Source organism: Mesorhizobium sp. M0909 (assembly GCF_040319515.1).
Taxonomy (GTDB): domain Bacteria; phylum Pseudomonadota; class Alphaproteobacteria; order Rhizobiales; family Rhizobiaceae; genus Mesorhizobium.
Genome location: NZ_JAMYOA010000022.1, coordinates 38,110 through 53,723 on the forward strand (window position 1 = coordinate 38,110; position 15,614 = coordinate 53,723).

Here is a 15,614-nt window from a genome sequence, read left to right on the forward strand (position 1 = left end):
GAACAATAAAGCCGCAGCGCAGCCGCCCGTTCATTGTGAAGGCCAAAATTGTCTCCCGCCGGCGAAAGATCCCGTGCAGGAATGCACTGGCCAGGATTGCACGCCAGCTCCGCCGACTGAACCGGGCCTGGAGATCAAGCAGGCCGACTGAGCAGCATTAGCTGACGATCCCCTTTTTGGCATGGTAGCGCTCACGTCTCGCGACCTTCCGACGACCGGCGCCGGTTATTGTCGGACGGCTGTGAGCTCACCGCGCCCGAGAGGTCCCCTGAGGCGGGCCGTGCATTGGATTGATGGCGCGCCGGACAGGATGAAACTGGGAACCTCTATGTTATTGTAGTGCCTATATAATTTCCGAAGCAGCGTCCGCCTTGCGCCAGGAGCCTACCTTGACGGATTGTCAGTTTTCGACTCGTTCCAGAAGTTCGGGTGCGAGCGCACTATGGCGCAAGGCGGCCGCATTGCCGACCTTCCGCCCCCGATATTCCTTGCGAAGGATGATCCTACTTTGAGGGCAACCATCGCCCATGACACAAAGGCTTCAACGTAGCGGCCCAGTCGGTCTTCTGCGGGGTCGCGCACGGACAGCCGTTCACTCCGGCAACCCGGCGAACCGCATGTGTTCGAGCCAGCGGTCGAGGCTTCCGGGCGCGGTCCATATCTTCTCCCACTCCCTGCGTTGTTTGCTGATGGACTCGCCGGGCGAGTTCTGGAGGAAAACCCCTAGCGCTTCCTTTGCCTCCCGCTTGTTTCCCAGACAAGCGTGGATCCCCGCAAGCATTCGGTGTGCGCCGCTCGGGATTCTGGACATTTTCCGCATCGCCGTCAGCGCTGCCCGGCAATCGTTCTTTTCCCAGAGCGCCCAGCCCATCTGCCAGTGGAACCAGTCAGGGTGGAAAGGATCGATGCCCTTGGCCCGCTCGATCCGATCGATCGCTTCGTCCGTGCGGCCAACATAGAGCAGCACGTCCGTACTGTGGACGAGGATATTCGAATCACTGGGATTCAGGGCGATCGCCTGATCGTACCGGGCAAGGGCCTGCCCGATCTCGCCAGCTTCGGTGTGGATGCTGGAGCGGACATTATGCGTCTCGGCGTCGTCCGGAGCAAGCAGGATGGCCTTGTCGGCGTACACGGCGGCGCGTTTCAACACCTCATCCCGGTTATACTCCTGCTCGTGCCACCCGAACACCGCGGCATTGCGATAGGACCAGGCCAGCCCGATATAGCCGAACTGGGCGTTCGGATCCGCTTCGAGCGCTTTGAGGCTCAACTGCCGTAGCAACGCGTTCCCCGCAGCAGAGAAGTCCTTTTTGACCTCGACCTTCCCCATCAGGTAATAGCGGAGCGCGCTGACCTGCGCGGCATCGCTCTTTGGCAAGGGTCTCTGGATCCTCTGTCCGACCCGATCCGCAAGCGTGCGGATGATCTCCTCCTGGACGACGAAAAGATCGCCAATCTCCCGGTTGTAGGTGTTGGCCCAGAGATGCGATCCGTCATGCGCATTCAGCAATTGTGCGGTCACTTTCAGCCGGTCTCCGATCTTCTGCTGGCTGCCTTCGAGCAGGTAGTCGACGCCGAGTTCATCTCCAATCTGCCTGGCGTCGACCGGCTGGTCGCGGTACCTGAAACTCGAGTTCCGGGCGATGACGGCATAAGTCTTGCTCCGCGCAAGCTCGGTGATGATCCCCTCGGCGACGGCATCGCTGAGATATCCCACGTCCGCGCCGGTACTCATGTCGTCGAAGGGAAGGATTGCAATCCTGGGCATGTCCCTCGAACGAACCGGGGCGGCACGCCATATTTCCGCGCCGAAATACGCGCCGATCGCTGCCGCAACGAGGACGAGTGCAGCAAGAATGAAGCCGCGTTGCGAAAATCGTGTCCTGGCGCGTTCCGTGCCGGCTGCGGCGTTTGGGTCCGCCGCGTCCGATGCATCGGCATTCAGCCGGTAGCCTCGCTTGGGGAAGGTTTCCACGATCACATGCCCGTCGTCCCCGAATGCGCGGCGAATATCGGCAATGCATTGGGTAAGGCTGTCGTCGGTTACGAAGGTATCGGGCCAAACCGCCTGCATCAGCACATCTTTGGACACAATCTCGCCCGGTCGCGCCGCGAGCGCATAGAGCACTTCGGCGGACTGGCTGCGGAGATCGACCGCTTTGCCTTCAACCGTTCGAAGTTCGTTGCTTTTGGTCAGGAAAACAAAACCGCCAAACGTGATCGTTTCGGCAGATTTCGGGTCAATTTCAGGAGCCTTTCGGGACATTTCACCCTCATGGCGCGCTCCCTAGCCTAGCCCATTCGGCCGCCGCATCCAAGCGATCCTGGCGGTGCTGGATTGGACAGGAGGCTGACATGAAACGGACCAGGTTCATCATCGCTCTCGCTCTCCTTTTGACAGCGCAAACGGCTGCAAAAGCGGACTCCCTTATTGTGAATGCAACCGCGCATGTTATTTCGCTTACATTTGCAAATGGCCGTATCGAAGAACGCCGAGAACAGAAACCCTTCGATACATACGCCCTCTGTCTCGCATGGAAACATCAGAACGAATTCCTTCCGCCGCATCCGCCTGCTTTTATTTCTTTCGTATATTGTACGCAAACAGAGGCGACGCTCGCATCATCCTGAGCACGAATGACTGAGGCGACGTTTCGCGGGGAGACGCGAATGTTTGGTACGAGCTGAGGCGGCGCCCCGGCGAAGAACCGCAAGATTCCAGAAATTTGGATCCTGCCCACGCGCATCATGGAATGTCAGTTTTTGTCCTCAATCCCGGCACAGATAAGATTCCTGCTACTTCCGCTCTCCACCCGTTGGCGACCTTGAAAGCCGAGGCGAGAATAGCCGGACTGGGCAACAGCGAACTGATGTACCCGGTTTTGTTCTGGGCCTGGAAGACCTCCCATGTCAAATCAGTGAATTACGAGTGGCGCGCCCGAAGAGATTCGAACTCCTGACCCCCAGATTCGTAGTCTGGTGCTCTATCCAGCTGAGCTACGGGCGCGCAACAGGCCATGCTTGGCATAGCCCCGCGATCCGATCCTGGCGACCGGCCGCGATGTGAGCTGTTCCCTAGCGACTGAATTTGCGAAAAGCAAGCCGATCCTAGCCAAAAGTTTTGCAGTCATGCTCTGCCGTCATGCGCCGGCCGGCGAAGGCAAGGCCGCGTCACGCGGCGGCCGAGCCGACAGGTCCGAGTCTTGGATCGGTCATTTGCCAATCGGAACGGTCCGTAACGAAACGAGCCGTTGCACGGCGGCCGAGCCCATGGCTGGTAGTCTCGGACCAACCCTTTGCGAATTGAAACGATCCGTAACGAAACGGTTCGTTACGCCGGGCGGCGCAGCCCGTTGCGGGCCTGGTCGAGCCGGACCGGCTGGTCGGGAATGGTGACCGCGAATGTGGTGCGCCCGCCGATCGATTCGACCAGCTCCACCGTGCCGCCATGGGCGCGGATCAATTCATGGGCGATCGCCAGGCCAAGGCCGGTGCCGCCGCTGCGGGCCGAGCCGCGAAATGCCGCGAACAGGTTTTCTCGCGCCTTTGGCGGCAGGCCGGGGCCGGTGTCGGTGACGACGATGCGGCTGACGCTGCCGATGCGCTCGGCCGATATGGTCAGGCGGCGCACCACGGCGCTCTCGGTGTCCGCCGCCATCGCCTGCACGGCGTTGCGGCTGAGATTGGTGAGCACGCGGAACAGCTGGTCGGAATCGGCATCGACCTCGAGCACCGGGTCGACGGCGTTGACGAATTCGATGCCGCATTCGATGTCGAGCAGACCCTGGACATCTTCGACCAGCTGGCGCAGCCGCAGCCTGCGGCGCGACGGCGGCGGCTCCTGGGTGCGGCCATAGGCCAGCACGCCCTCCGAATAGGACACCGCACGGTCGAGCGCGCGCAGCAGTTTTGGCGCGAAGGCCTGCACGGTCGGGTCCTTGACCTGGCGCAGGCGGTCCGACATCAGCTGCGCCGAGGCGAGGATGTTGCGCATGTCGTGGTTGATCTTCGACACGGCCAGGCCGAGATCTGCCAGGTGCTTCTGCTCGGTCAGCATCTTCTGCAGCCGCTCCTGCATCTGCGACAGTTCGCGTTCGGCGACGCCGATCTCGTCGGCCCGGGCGGCGGGGTGAATGATGCGGCCGGGATCGTCGGGAGCCTCGGAAAAGGACAGCATCGAGCGTGTCATCGTCCTGATCGGGCCGATCATGATCAGGTCTATCGCGGCATAGACCAGCATGGCGGTGAACAGCGAGATCAGCAGCGAGACGAAGGCGACGTTGCGCGAATAAATCAGCATGGCATTGCGCAGGCGGTGGTCGGGCATGATCAGCTCGAATTCCTTGTCGCTGTCGCCGACCGGCCCGAAAACGCGCAGCATGCGGTTGCCGCCGAAGAACAGCGTGTCCAGCGCGCCGGTCATGCCCTTGATCATGCCGACATTGGCGATATCGATATGCTCGTCGACCTGCGGCGGCATTTCGGCCACGACCAGAAGCCGCGAGACGCCGCCGTCGCGCACGGCGATCGCCTTGGCGCCGATCGCCATCAGTACGTCGTTCTGGGCGGCACGCGACAGCGAGGCAGGTTCGCCCTGCACCAGGACGATGGAAACCGCGGCGGCGGTGCTCAGCCTTTCCTTCAGCCAGCTCAGCCTGTAGCTGGCGATCCAGGGCACGAAGATGAGGATTTCGGCCAAGAGCACGAAGACGATGGTGAGCAGCAGCAGCTTCGTCGACAGGCCGCGCGCCAGCGGCACCCTGCGGGTGGCGGCCTTCGCCTGGGCGATGCTTTCGTCGGTTGCTGGGACTTCACTCATGCTCGTCGTCACGGCTGCCTGTCATCACGGCTGCTTGTCTTAAGGACTGCTCGTCTTCACGATCGCTTGATCGAGCAAGATTAGGCGATTGCGGCTTTTTTGCCAAATTCATCCTTGGTCGAAGCCGGAAAGAGGCCGCAAGGACTTCCCTGCCAGTCCGACAACGCCGGCCCGACAGGCTGGATTGACTTCCAAAACCCTTCTTTCTATAAGCCCGCTCACGCTCGGGCCATTCGTCCCGGCGCGGTTTCGATCGCGCCAAAACCGGCCCGGCAAAGCTCCTGTTACAAAGTGACAGAATCAAGAAGGGCCGCACCCCGCGGTATTTAAACAAATGAAGCGTACTTACCAGCCGTCCAAACTCGTTCGCAAACGCAGGCACGGCTTCCGTGCCCGCATGGCCACCAAGGGTGGCCGCGGCGTCGTCGCAGCCCGCCGCAACCGCGGCCGCAAGCGTCTCAGCGCCTGAGCACCAAGCGAGAGACAAGATCGTTGCCCGCAACCGGCAAGCCAACGGGTGCCCATCCCAAGCGGCTTCTGAAGCGCGCGGAATTCCTGGCCGTCCGTCGTGGTGAAAAGCGCCGCGGGCGGCTTTTCCTCGTCGAGGTCCTGGGCCGCGGCGACGGCGAGGCGCCGCGCGTCGGCTATACCGTCACCAAGAAGGTCGGCAACGCCGTCGTTCGCAACCGCATCCGGCGGCGGCTGAGAGAGGCCGTGCGCACGCATGCCGCGGATGACATGGCGCCGGGCAATGATTATGTCATCGTCGGGCGCGAAGACGTGCTTACGACTCCGTTCGGCCAGTTGAAGGCCGAACTCTCCCGCAGATTGCGTGGAACACGATAGGCCAAGGGCTTCGATGGAAAACAACCGCAACTTCTTCATCACCATCGCACTGTCGGTGCTGATCCTGGCGCTTTGGCAATATTTCTACGTGATGCCGCGCAGCGAGATGCAGCGCGAAGCCGCCCGCATCGAAGAACAGCGCGTGGCGGAGCAGAAGAAGGCTGCCCAAGGCACCGCTCCCGGCGCGAGCGAAACGCCGGTGCAGCCGGGCGCCATTCCGAGCGCGCCCGGCGGCGACGCGGTGACGCCGGCCGGCCGCGAGCAGGCGATTGCTTCGACGAAGCGCGTCAAGATCGACACGCCGAGCCTCGAAGGTTCGATCAACCTCACCGGCGCGCGCCTCGACGATCTCCGGCTCAAGCATTACAGGGAGACGGTCGACAAGACCTCGCCCGAGATCGCGTTGCTCAACCCGGCGTCCCTGCCAAACGGCTATTTCGCCGAGATCGGCTTTTCCGGCACGCCGGATGTGGGCAGGCTGCCCGGCCCCGACACGGTCTGGCAGACCGACGGCAATGCGACGCTGACACCAGCGACGCCGGTCACGCTGACGTTCACCAACGACAAGGGCCTGGTTTTCAAGCGCACCTTCTCGGTCGACAGCCAATATATGTTCACCGTATCCGACACGGTCCAGAACGGCGGCTCGGCACCCGCGACGTTGTCGAACTATGGCCGCGTCACCCGCTTCGACAAGCCGGCTATCGCCAGCACCTATGTGCTGCACGAGGGCCTGATCGGCGTTACCGGAAGCGAGGGCCTGCAGGAATACAAATACTCCAGCGTCGAATCGGACAAGGAGTACAAACCAGGCAAGTCGAGCGACGGCTGGCTCGGCATCACCGATAAATACTGGGCGGTGACCCTGGTGCCGCCGAGCGGCCGCGAATTTCAGCCCAAATTCTCTTATTTCGAGTTCAAAAGCGGACCCCACCCGCATAGCTACCAGTCCGATTTCCTGTCCGATCCGGTCACAATCGCTCCCGGGCAATCGACGACCGTGGAGTCGGAGATATTCGCCGGCGCCAAGGAAGTTTCGACGATCAACGCTTATGAAAAGGACCGTCATATTCGCCAGTTCGACCTGCTGATCGACTGGGGCTGGTTCTATTTCATCACCAAGCCGATGTTCTGGCTGATCGACACGCTCTACAAATTCTTCGGCAATTTCGGCCTGGCGATCCTCGCCACCACCGTCATCGTCAAGGCGCTGTTCTTCCCGCTCGCCAACAAGTCCTATGCGTCGATGGCGAACATGAAGAAGGTGCAGCCCAAGATGCTCGAGATCCGCGAGAAATACGCGGACGACAAGATGAAGCAGCAGCAGGCGATGATGGAGCTGTACAAGACCGAGAAGATCAATCCGCTCGCCGGCTGCTGGCCGGTGGCGTTGCAGATCCCGGTCTTCTTCTCGCTCTACAAGGTGCTCTACATCACCATCGAGATGCGGCACGCGCCGTTTTTCGGCTGGATCCAGGATCTGGCGGCGCCGGACCCGACATCGATCTTCAACCTGTTCGGGCTGATCCCGATCACCTTGCCGCACATGCTGATGATCGGCGTCTGGCCGCTGATCATGGGCGTGACGATGTTCCTGCAGATGCGCATGAACCCGACTCCGCCGGACCCGACGCAGGCGGCGATCTTCACCTGGATGCCCGTGATCTTCACCTTCATGATGGCGGGTTTTCCGGCTGGTCTCGTTATCTACTGGGCCTGGAACAACACGCTGTCGATCCTGCAGCAGGGCGTGATCATGAAGCGGCAGGGTGCCAAGATCGAATTGTGGGACAATCTGGTCGCGCTGTTCCGCAAGAAACCGTCGCCGGCGGAATAGCCGGCGCTCCGATGATGCGAAACCAGAAAGCCCCGGTTCGTCCGGGGCTTTTTGTACAGGCTGGCGGTCTGGATTAAGCGATTGGTACGGCCGGGCGGATCGCGCTATTTTGACCTGGCTGGCAGTTGCCCGACGGAGCTCGATATGACCGGACCCAATCCATCGATCAAGCATCCGATCCCGTTGCACACGCGCGTCGGCTTTCTGAAACCGCTGGTAACGGCGCCGAACATCGAGATCGGCGATTTCACCTACTATGACGACCCTGACGGGCCCGACAAATTCGCCGAAAAATGCGTGCTGCATCATTACCCGTTCATCGGCGACAGGCTGGTCATCGGCAAGTTCTGCGCCATTGCCGAAGGCGCGCGCTTCATCATGAACGGCGCCAATCACGCCATGTCCGGTTTTTCGACCTATCCGTTCAACATCTTCGGTCACGGCTGGGAGGAAGGCTTCGACCCGGCGACATGGTCGAAGGAGGTCCGCGGCGACACGATCGTCGGCAATGATGTCTGGATCGGCATGGAAGCGGTGATGCTGCCGGGCGTGAAGATCGGCGACGGCGCCATTGTCGCGGCAAAGTCGGTGGTGACGCACGATGTGCCGGCCTATGCGATCGTCGCCGGCAATCCGGCCAAGGTGGTAAAGATGCGCTTCGACGACAGGACCATCCGGCGGCTGCTGGCGCTGGCGTGGTGGCACTGGCCGGTGGAAAAGATCAGCCGCAATCTCGATGCTATTCGTGGCAGCAACATTTTTCTTCTGGAGGCAGCGGTTTGAACGCGTTGAACAAGACCACGATCGGCATCGAATTGTTCACGCGAGCCTGGATATTCATCCGCGGCGTGCCTGCGATGAAATTCCTGCCGCCGGAGGGTCCGCCCGAGATCGCCTTTGCCGGCCGCTCCAATGTCGGCAAATCGTCGCTGATCAACGCGCTGGTCAACCAGAAGGGGCTGGCGCGCACCTCCAACACACCGGGCCGCACGCAAGAACTCAACTATTTCGTGCCGGGCGGATTTTCGGGAGAAGGCGCCGACCTGCCGCCGATGGCGCTGGTCGACATGCCGGGCTATGGCTACGCCACGGCGCCGAAGGAAAAGGTCGACGAGTGGACGAAGCTCGTGTTCGACTATCTGAAGGGCCGGGTGACGCTCAAGCGCGTCTACGTGCTGATCGATGCCCGCCATGGCATCAAGGCCAAGGACGACGAGGTGCTGTCGCTGCTCGACAAGGCGGCGGTGTCGTATCAGATCGTGCTGACCAAGACCGACAAGATCAAGGCGGCGGGGGTACCGCGACTGGTCGAGGAAACGCTCCAGAAGATCAAGAAACGCCCGGCGGCATTTCCCTTCGTGCTCGCCACGTCGTCGGAAAAGAGCGAGGGCCTCGAAGAACTGCGTGCGGCGATCGTGCTCGCCGCCAATGGCGGATAGGCAACGGACTCCGACGGCTGGTCAGGCGGGACTGGAGGCCCGTTCCTGCTCTGCAAGCTGTTCTGTGCCGTAGGCCTTCAGGAACACGTCGACGCCCGACCTGACGATATGTTCGATCTCGGCCACACTTGGCGCCTTGGTGCGATAGGCGAATATGCACTGGCGGAAAAGACCGGCTAGGCACAGTTCGGTGAACTGATAGGCGGCAAGCTCGACGTCGTCGATCGTCAGCAGACCGCGTTCGATAGCCATGTTGAGGAAAACGACAACCCTGTCATGGCCGCGCTTCGGCCCGCGTTCGTAAAATCGCGCGCCAAGCTCCGGAATCCGTTCCGACGCACCGATCACCGTCCGCTGCGCCAGGATGACCCTAGCCGAAGTGATCTTCATGGATAGTACGATGCCGAACTTCACCAGCGTCTCGCGAAGGTCGCCGATCTGGTCGAGCACCTCATACATGTTCTTGAAGATCGTGCCGCGTTCTTCCTCGATCAGCGCTTCGAACAGCTCTTCCTTGTTGGCGAAGTAGACATAGATCGTGCCCTTGGACACGCCGGCCTCGCGCGTAATGTCGTTCATCGACGCGGCTTCGAAGCCCTTGTCGATGAAGACACGGCGCGCACCCTCGATGATCTGGCTGCGCTTGACCGGGTCTTGCCCCGCGGCCGGGCGGCCGCGCGGCAGGCTGTCCAGCAGATCGCACTGCTCCTTGCCAGCGCTGGACAATGGGCCTGAATCAGACAAAGGAGCGGCCTTGGGGGCTTCGGCCATAATATCACACCTCGTAAAATAATTCGAACCATCCGGTTCGATTGCTCTTGATATGGGCCTGTTTAAGCGCTAAGTCAACGTCGAGATCGAACCGAACGGTTCAGTCTGACAACATTCAGCGCCAGTTAATTTAGAGAGATATCATGTCCTCGAACGCGCCCACCAGTGCCGAAGTCCGCCCTTTCCCCAGTGCTAAGGTCCAGCCTGCGATCGAAGCGCCGGAAGCCCCTCTCAAGCCCGCCGACATCACCCCGCTGGCTCCCGCCAAAAAGAAGCGCCCGATGCGCTCGATGTTGTTGCCCATCATCGGCCTGGCCCTGCTGGGCGCCGGCGCATGGTATGGCTACGATTACTGGACCGACGGGCGCTTCATGATCTCGACCGACGACGCCTATGTCCAGGCCGACACGGCGTTCATCTCGCCAAAAATCTCGGGCTATGTCGATCAGGTCAAAGTGACCGAAAACCAACAGGTGAAGGCCGGCGACCCGCTGCTGATCGTCGATGACGGTGATTACAAGATAGCCGTTGCCCAGGCCGAGGCGCAGATCGCCACGTTGAGCAAGACGCTCGACCGCATCGATGCCCAGACCGAAGCGGCCCGCGCCTCGCTCAAGCAGGCGCAGGCGCAGAAGGCCGCCGACCAGGCCGCGGCCGACAATGCGAAGCGGGTTCAGGTCCGTGCCGCCCAGTTGCTCAAGACCCGCGTCGGTACCCAGGCCCAGTTGGACGACGCCCAGACGGCGGTCGAGCAAGCCAATGCCGCACTAGCCGGCGCCGACGCGCAGATCGCGGCGGCTCAGGCCAATATCGGCGTGCTCGAGGCGCAGCGGGCGGAATCGGCCAGCACGCTGGCCTCGCTGCAGCTTGCCCACGACAAGGCTGTGCGGGATCTGTCCTTCACCGTACTGCGCGCACCCTATGACGGCGTGGTCGGCAACCGCTCGGTCGAGCAGGGCGACCTGATCAGCCCCGGACAGAAGCTCGCCGTCATCGTGCCAATGGACAAGCTCTACATCGTCGCCAATTTCAAGGAGACGCAACTTGCCCGGCTGGTGCCTGGTGAAAAGGTCAGGGTGTCGGTCGACGCGATCGACGGCCAGGACTTCGAGGGTACCGTGTCGTCGCTGGCGCCGGCTTCGGGAGCAGTGTTCTCGCTGCTGCCGCCGGAGAACGCCACAGGCAATTTCACCAAGGTGGTGCAGCGCGTTCCGGTTCGCATCGACGTGCCCGCGGATGTGCTGAAGACGGGCAAACTGCGCGCCGGCCTGAGCGTCGTCGTCGACGTCGACAGCCGCACGGCGCCTTCGGCATCGAAGTAAAGCGGAACCGGGAGCAAGGGTCATGGCGACCGCAACCATTACCGCCGGATCGGTGTCGGCCATCCCGGCCCAGACAGATCACATGCCGATCCGCCGCGTCATCGCCTTCCTGGCGATGGTGTTCGGCATGTTCATGGCGATCCTGGACATCCAGATCGTCTCAGCCTCGCTGGCCGAGATCCAGGCGGGCTTGAGCGCCAGCTCGGACGAGATCCCGTGGGTGCAGACGGCCTATCTGATTGCCGAGGTCGTGATGATCCCGCTGTCCGGCTTCCTCAGCCGGATGCTGTCGACGCGCGTGCTGTTCACAATCTCGGCGGCGGGCTTCACCGCGGCCAGCGCGCTCGCGGCAACCGCAACCAATATCGACCAGATGATTGTTTACCGCGCCGTGCAGGGCTTCATCGGCGGCGGCATGATCCCGAGCGTCTTTGCAGCCGCCTTCACCATCTTCCCGCCGTCCCGCCGCGCCGTCGTCTCGCCGATGATCGGCCTGGTGGCGACGCTGGCGCCGACCATCGGCCCGACCGTCGGCGGCTATATCAGCCATGCCATGTCCTGGCACTGGCTGTTCCTGGTCAACGTCGTGCCCGGCATTCTGGTGACCACGGCCGCCTGGTCGCTGATCGACTTCGACAAACCCAATCTCAAGCTGTTCAGCAAGTTCGACTGGTGGGGGCTTGCCGGCATGGCCGCCTTCCTGGGCTGCATGGAATATGTGCTGGAGGAAGGTCCCAACAACGACTGGCTGCAGGATCAGGCGGTGTTCGTCTGCGCCGTCATCATGACCTTCGGCGCGGTGCTGTTCTTCTGGCGCGTGTTCACCGCCGAGGAGCCGATTGTCGATCTGAGGGCTTTCAGCAATATCAATTTTGCGTTCGGTTCGCTGTTCTCCTTCGTGGTCGGCATCGGCCTCTACGGTCTGACCTATCTTTATCCCGTGTTCCTGGGGCGCATCCGCGGCTACGATTCGATGATGATCGGCGAGGCGCTGTTCGTCAGCGGCCTGGCCATGTTCTTCACCGCGCCGATCTCCGGCATCCTGTCGAACAAGATGGACCCGCGCATCATGATGATGATCGGCTTCTTCGGCTTCGCCACGGGAACCTGGTGGATGACGCATCTCACCGCCGACTGGGATTTCTATGAACTGCTGATCCCGCAGATCCTGCGCGGCTGCTCGATGATGCTGTGCATGGTGCCGATCAACAACATTGCGCTCGGAACCTTGCCGCCGGAGCGGCTGAAGAATGCGTCTGGCCTGTTCAACCTGACCCGCAATCTCGGCGGCGCCGTCGGCCTGGCCGTCATCAACACCGTGCTGATCGACCGCAATGCCTTCCACTACGCCAGGCTCTCCGAGCACGTGCAATGGGGAAGTGCCGCTGCGCAACAGAAGCTGCAGAACATGACGCTCAACTTCGAGCAGACCGCCGGGCTCGACGCCTCCAAGGCGGCCATCTCCAAACTGTCAGGCATGGTCCAGCAGCAGGCGTCGCTGCTGTCGTTCATGGACGTATTCTTCATGCTGACGGTTTTGTTCGCGACGCTTGGGCTCTTCACCCTGGTGATCCGCAAGCCAGCCGCTCAGGGCGGCGGTGGCGGAGGCCATTGAGGCGCGCTGGATCCCCCGCCTGGCGCCCTCGCGCATGACCCCGAAAAGCGATTTTCGGGGTCATGCGCAAAATCAACCATTACGAAGTCTTGGAGCGGCGGACACTCCACCGCTCCAACTTTTTGTTTGAGCATCGGATTTTCCCAAAACCGCTTCGCACTTTTGGGTCCGATGCTCTAGCGCGCTCCGACAAAGTAAGGGGCGCGGCCGTCCTCACGCCGTCGCCGGCTTAAAGGTCAAGGCGACGCCATTGATGCAGTGTCGCAACCCGGTCGGCGGCGGACCGTCGTCGAAGACGTGGCCGAGATGGCCGCCGCAGCGGCGACAATGGACCTCGGTGCGGGTCATGCCCAACGACCTGTCCACGGTCTTGCCGATGGAATTCGGGATTTCCTGCCAGAAGCTCGGCCAGCCTGTGCCGGAATCGAACTTGGTCTCAGACGAATAGACCGGCAGGCCGCAGCCGGCGCAAGCGAAGATGCCTTTGCGGTGCTCGTTGAGCAGCGGACTGGTGCCCGGATATTCGGTGCCCTCCTTGCGCAGCACATTGAAGGCCGCGTCGGACAGGATGGCGCGCCACTCGGCCTCGGTCTTGGTAACCTCGAAAGTCTCGGCCGCGCGTGCATCCTGGGCTCCGCCCATGCGCAGCGCGGTGGCGCCTGCGACAACGCCAATGGCTGCCGCACCACTCAAAAGAAGCTCGCGACGGTTCATGGCCATTCCTCCTGTTACTGCTTGTGCCAAATTCGACCGCCACACGGAAATCAAAAGCCGGTGACGATCGCTGTCCTCAAAGCGGGACTCCGCGCCTATCCATCTTGCGTGAACGGCGCGGAGTGTGCGCAGGGAGGCCCCTAGCGATATCTTCGCCGGCAGCGTGCGTTTGTTACATCTTCGGCAGGAGAACCTTGTCGACGACGTGGATGACGCCGTTGGACTGTTCGACATCGGCGATGGTCACATTGGCGACGTTGCCGTTCTCGTCGGTCACGGTGACCTTGCCGCCGTCGGTCTTGAGCGACAGTTCGCAACCACCGACCGTCTTGACCTTGTGCGTGCCGCCGTCGTGCTTGACCATCTTGGCGACGTCGGCGGCCATCGCTTTGGCGCCGATGACATGGCAGGTCAGGATCTTGACCAGCTTGTCCTTGTTTTCAGGCTTGAGCAGCGTCTCCACCGTGCCGGCTGGAAGTGCCGCAAAGGCCTCGTTGGTCGGCGCGAACACGGTGAAGGGGCCGGCGCCTTGCAGCGTATCGACCAGGCCGCCCGCCTTGACGGCAGCGACCAGCGTCGTGTGGTCCTTCGAGTTGACCGCATTTTCGACGATGTTTTTCTGGGCATACATGGCGGCGCCGCCGACCATTGGATTTTGGGCATAGGCAATGGTGGCGAGCGCAGAAATGGCGACCGTGCCGGCAAGCAAAAGGGTGGCGAATTTACGCATAATTTCAATCTCCTCGGGTTATCATTCCCCTCATTCGGGAACGCAAGGAGATACGCGATGGAAAATCCTGAGTTTCGTCCTCTCCGCAAAAAATTGTGCCGCTGAAATTTTCCCGGCGCGGATCGACAACCACCAACAAGCTTTGCAGGCGTTTAAATCGCGGAAGATAGATTTTCAGGTCTGCTTCCGGGAGATGAGAAGCGGTCAGATGCTCTTCAGATCGCCCGCTGCGACCACCGGTCCAGTCGGCTGGCCGGTCGGTGAACCGCCGGCAGGCTCAACGCTGACCGCAAGCACGGCGCCTTGCGCCAACTTCTCCTGAACGGCGGGCGGGATGGCCAAATGCGCGGTCGCACCGGCCGGGATGACGCCCATCGACACCGGCGCCTTCTTGCCTTCGATCATCCACAATTCGAAGTCCTTGCCGGCGGCCCGCTCGCCGGAAACGTGGGAAAGACCGACCTCGTGACGGGCGGCATCGTAGACAACGAGATATTTGACGTCGCTGCCTTCGGCCGCCAGCGAGGCGACAAGCCGCGTCTGCGGCGGTTCGGTGGGCGGGCGGAAGTAAGGCACGGCGATGTAGATCGCCAGCGCTGCAATGGCGACGGCGGCAAGACCGCGCCAGAAGCCAAGGCTCGACCAGAGGCCGGCGCGCGGCTCTGCAGCGAACAGCCGGCGGTCCAATGCTTCCTTGACCCTGATCGGAGGCTCTGTCTCCGGATAGGCAGCGGCCATCGGCGAAAGATGCGCCTCCCAGCTATCGACAAGGCGCGCGAAGGCGGCGTCCGCATCGATGCGGCGCGACGCGATCTCGCGTTCATCGGCGGCCAGCACGCCAAGAACGTACTCGGCGGCGAACAGGTCGTCGCCCCCACGTTCCGGTCCATTGTCGTCAGCCAGCGTCATCTTTCCAGGCATTCTCTCAGTTTCAACAGGCTGCGACGCAGCCAGGTCCGCATCGTGTTCAGCGGTACGCCATAGCGCTCCGCCAGCTCGGCATAGCTTTTGCCATCCAGATAGGCGCCCCGGACGGCCGCCGCCCGGTTACTCTCCAACTTCTCGAGACAATGGTAGATGCGTCCGGACTCACTGCCCGCCACGGCCATGGCCTCCGGCCCCGGCGCCGGATCGGCCACGTCGAGCGCGGCATCGATATAGGCGGCAGGCTCTCGCCGCGCTCTGATCCGATCGATCGCATGATTGCGCGCAATGGCCACCAGCCAGGAGATCGGGCTCAGATCCGAAACGGCGAAACGGTCCGCCTTCGTCCATATCTTGACGAAGATCTCTTGAAGCGCCTCTTCTGCATCTCCCCGATCCTTCAATACACGAAGGCAGACGCCGAAAAGTTTCGCGCTGGTCTGCCGGTAGAGCAGATCGAACGCAGCCCGGTCCTTCATCGAAGTCCGGACAATCAGGTTGCTGATGTCCTGCGGCGTCATCGGCCGCCAAATTAGGCGATTGCAATGTATTTGCAACGACTGAAATGGTCTTGCGCACCGGCAGCCCCAGCCT

General features: G+C 61.8%; 15 protein-coding genes and 1 tRNA gene. 8 read left to right on the top strand and 8 right to left on the bottom strand.

Features of this window, described 5'->3' with window-relative positions:
- Positions 1-592 precede the first annotated feature (592 nt).
- Positions 593-2,269, bottom strand: a complete 1,677-nt coding sequence (locus tag NKH83_RS26300; RefSeq protein ID WP_352808093.1) for a winged helix-turn-helix domain-containing tetratricopeptide repeat protein — start codon at positions 2,267-2,269, stop codon at positions 593-595.
- An 89-nt stretch (positions 2,270-2,358) separates the two neighbouring features.
- On the opposite strand from NKH83_RS26300, the gene NKH83_RS26305 reads away from it, so the two are divergent.
- The gene (locus NKH83_RS26305) at positions 2,359-2,634 is read left to right on the top strand and encodes a hypothetical protein (RefSeq protein ID WP_352477054.1); all 276 of its coding nucleotides are present in this window, start codon (positions 2,359-2,361) and stop codon (positions 2,632-2,634) included.
- 299 nt (positions 2,635-2,933) lie between these two features.
- On the opposite strand, the gene NKH83_RS26310 is transcribed toward NKH83_RS26305, so the two are convergent.
- A tRNA-Arg gene (locus NKH83_RS26310) sits at positions 2,934-3,010 on the bottom strand.
- A 324-nt stretch (positions 3,011-3,334) separates the two neighbouring features.
- Positions 3,335-4,822 carry an ATP-binding protein gene (locus NKH83_RS26315; RefSeq protein WP_254815897.1) on the bottom strand — a complete coding sequence of 496 codons (1,488 nt, stop codon included), beginning with the start codon at positions 4,820-4,822 and terminating at the stop codon, positions 3,335-3,337.
- A 334-nt stretch (positions 4,823-5,156) separates the two neighbouring features.
- Here NKH83_RS26315 and rpmH point away from each other — a divergent pair, with 334 nt between their 5' ends.
- The 5 genes from rpmH to yihA all read left to right on the top strand — a co-directional run bounded on the left by rpmH (position 5,157) and on the right by yihA (position 8,944).
- Positions 5,157-5,291 (top strand): 50S ribosomal protein L34, encoded by a 135-nt coding sequence (gene rpmH / locus NKH83_RS26320; protein WP_008833937.1) that lies wholly within the window; start codon positions 5,157-5,159, stop codon positions 5,289-5,291.
- A gap of 23 nt (positions 5,292-5,314) precedes the next feature.
- Complete coding sequence (gene rnpA, locus NKH83_RS26325; protein ID WP_352477053.1) at positions 5,315-5,668, top strand: ribonuclease P protein component; 354 nt, start codon at positions 5,315-5,317, stop codon at positions 5,666-5,668.
- A gap of 13 nt (positions 5,669-5,681) precedes the next feature.
- Positions 5,682-7,505: a membrane protein insertase YidC gene (gene yidC / locus NKH83_RS26330; RefSeq protein ID WP_352477052.1), complete on the top strand. Its 1,824-nt coding sequence runs from the start codon at positions 5,682-5,684 to the stop codon at positions 7,503-7,505.
- Positions 7,506-7,649: 144 nt separating this feature from the next.
- Entirely contained in the window at positions 7,650-8,288 is a 639-nt protein-coding gene (locus NKH83_RS26335) for a CatB-related O-acetyltransferase (protein WP_352452996.1), read from the top strand.
- Positions 8,285-8,944 (top strand): ribosome biogenesis GTP-binding protein YihA/YsxC, encoded by a 660-nt coding sequence (yihA, locus tag NKH83_RS26340; protein WP_352472343.1) that lies wholly within the window; start codon positions 8,285-8,287, stop codon positions 8,942-8,944. Before NKH83_RS26335 ends, yihA begins: the two co-directional genes overlap by 4 nt.
- 21 nt (positions 8,945-8,965) lie before the next feature.
- On the opposite strand, the gene NKH83_RS26345 is transcribed toward yihA, so the two are convergent.
- Entirely contained in the window at positions 8,966-9,715 is a 750-nt protein-coding gene (locus NKH83_RS26345; protein ID WP_352477051.1) for a TetR/AcrR family transcriptional regulator, read from the bottom strand.
- Between the two features lie 143 nt (positions 9,716-9,858).
- On the opposite strand from NKH83_RS26345, the gene NKH83_RS26350 reads away from it, so the two are divergent.
- A complete protein-coding gene (locus NKH83_RS26350; protein ID WP_352477049.1) occupies positions 9,859-11,037 on the top strand; it encodes an HlyD family secretion protein in 1,179 nt (392 codons plus the stop codon).
- 22 nt (positions 11,038-11,059) lie between these two features.
- On the top strand, positions 11,060-12,652 hold the full coding sequence (locus NKH83_RS26355; protein WP_502895625.1) for a DHA2 family efflux MFS transporter permease subunit: 1,593 nt from the start codon (positions 11,060-11,062) through the stop codon (positions 12,650-12,652).
- Positions 12,653-12,865: 213 nt separating this feature from the next.
- Here NKH83_RS26355 and msrB read toward each other — a convergent pair whose 3' ends face one another.
- The 4 genes from msrB to NKH83_RS26375 all read right to left on the bottom strand — a co-directional run bounded on the left by msrB (position 12,866) and on the right by NKH83_RS26375 (position 15,541).
- Positions 12,866-13,366, bottom strand: a complete 501-nt coding sequence (gene msrB / locus NKH83_RS26360; protein WP_352477048.1) for a peptide-methionine (R)-S-oxide reductase MsrB — start codon at positions 13,364-13,366, stop codon at positions 12,866-12,868.
- Between the two features lie 172 nt (positions 13,367-13,538).
- The gene (locus tag NKH83_RS26365; protein WP_254815890.1) at positions 13,539-14,096 is read right to left on the bottom strand and encodes a fasciclin domain-containing protein; all 558 of its coding nucleotides are present in this window, start codon (positions 14,094-14,096) and stop codon (positions 13,539-13,541) included.
- Positions 14,097-14,300: 204 nt separating this feature from the next.
- A complete protein-coding gene (locus NKH83_RS26370; protein WP_352477103.1) occupies positions 14,301-15,005 on the bottom strand; it encodes an anti-sigma factor in 705 nt (234 codons plus the stop codon).
- The gene (locus NKH83_RS26375) at positions 15,002-15,541 is read right to left on the bottom strand and encodes a sigma-70 family RNA polymerase sigma factor (protein WP_352477047.1); all 540 of its coding nucleotides are present in this window, start codon (positions 15,539-15,541) and stop codon (positions 15,002-15,004) included. Before NKH83_RS26375 ends, NKH83_RS26370 begins: the two co-directional genes overlap by 4 nt.
- Positions 15,542-15,614: the final 73 nt, after the last annotated feature.

What these genes read in the sequence shown, in the direction of transcription:
- NKH83_RS26300 (WP_352808093.1), bottom strand. Translation starts at nt 2,269, where the DNA reads ATGTCCCGAAAGGCTCCTGAAATTGACCCGAAATCTGCCGAAACGATC.
- NKH83_RS26305 (WP_352477054.1), top strand. Translation starts at nt 2,359, where the DNA reads ATGAAACGGACCAGGTTCATCATCGCTCTCGCTCTCCTTTTGACAGCG.
- NKH83_RS26315 (WP_254815897.1), bottom strand. Translation starts at nt 4,822, where the DNA reads ATGAGTGAAGTCCCAGCAACCGACGAAAGCATCGCCCAGGCGAAGGCC.
- rpmH (WP_008833937.1), top strand. Translation starts at nt 5,157, where the DNA reads ATGAAGCGTACTTACCAGCCGTCCAAACTCGTTCGCAAACGCAGGCAC.
- yidC (WP_352477052.1), top strand. Translation starts at nt 5,682, where the DNA reads ATGGAAAACAACCGCAACTTCTTCATCACCATCGCACTGTCGGTGCTG.
- NKH83_RS26335 (WP_352452996.1), top strand. Translation starts at nt 7,650, where the DNA reads ATGACCGGACCCAATCCATCGATCAAGCATCCGATCCCGTTGCACACG.
- NKH83_RS26345 (WP_352477051.1), bottom strand. Translation starts at nt 9,715, where the DNA reads ATGGCCGAAGCCCCCAAGGCCGCTCCTTTGTCTGATTCAGGCCCATTG.
- NKH83_RS26350 (WP_352477049.1), top strand. Translation starts at nt 9,859, where the DNA reads ATGTCCTCGAACGCGCCCACCAGTGCCGAAGTCCGCCCTTTCCCCAGT.
- NKH83_RS26355 (WP_502895625.1), top strand. Translation starts at nt 11,060, where the DNA reads ATGGCGACCGCAACCATTACCGCCGGATCGGTGTCGGCCATCCCGGCC.
- msrB (WP_352477048.1), bottom strand. Translation starts at nt 13,366, where the DNA reads ATGAACCGTCGCGAGCTTCTTTTGAGTGGTGCGGCAGCCATTGGCGTT.
- NKH83_RS26365 (WP_254815890.1), bottom strand. Translation starts at nt 14,096, where the DNA reads ATGCGTAAATTCGCCACCCTTTTGCTTGCCGGCACGGTCGCCATTTCT.
- NKH83_RS26370 (WP_352477103.1), bottom strand. Translation starts at nt 15,005, where the DNA reads ATGACGCTGGCTGACGACAATGGACCGGAACGTGGGGGCGACGACCTG.
- NKH83_RS26375 (WP_352477047.1), bottom strand. Translation starts at nt 15,541, where the DNA reads ATGACGCCGCAGGACATCAGCAACCTGATTGTCCGGACTTCGATGAAG.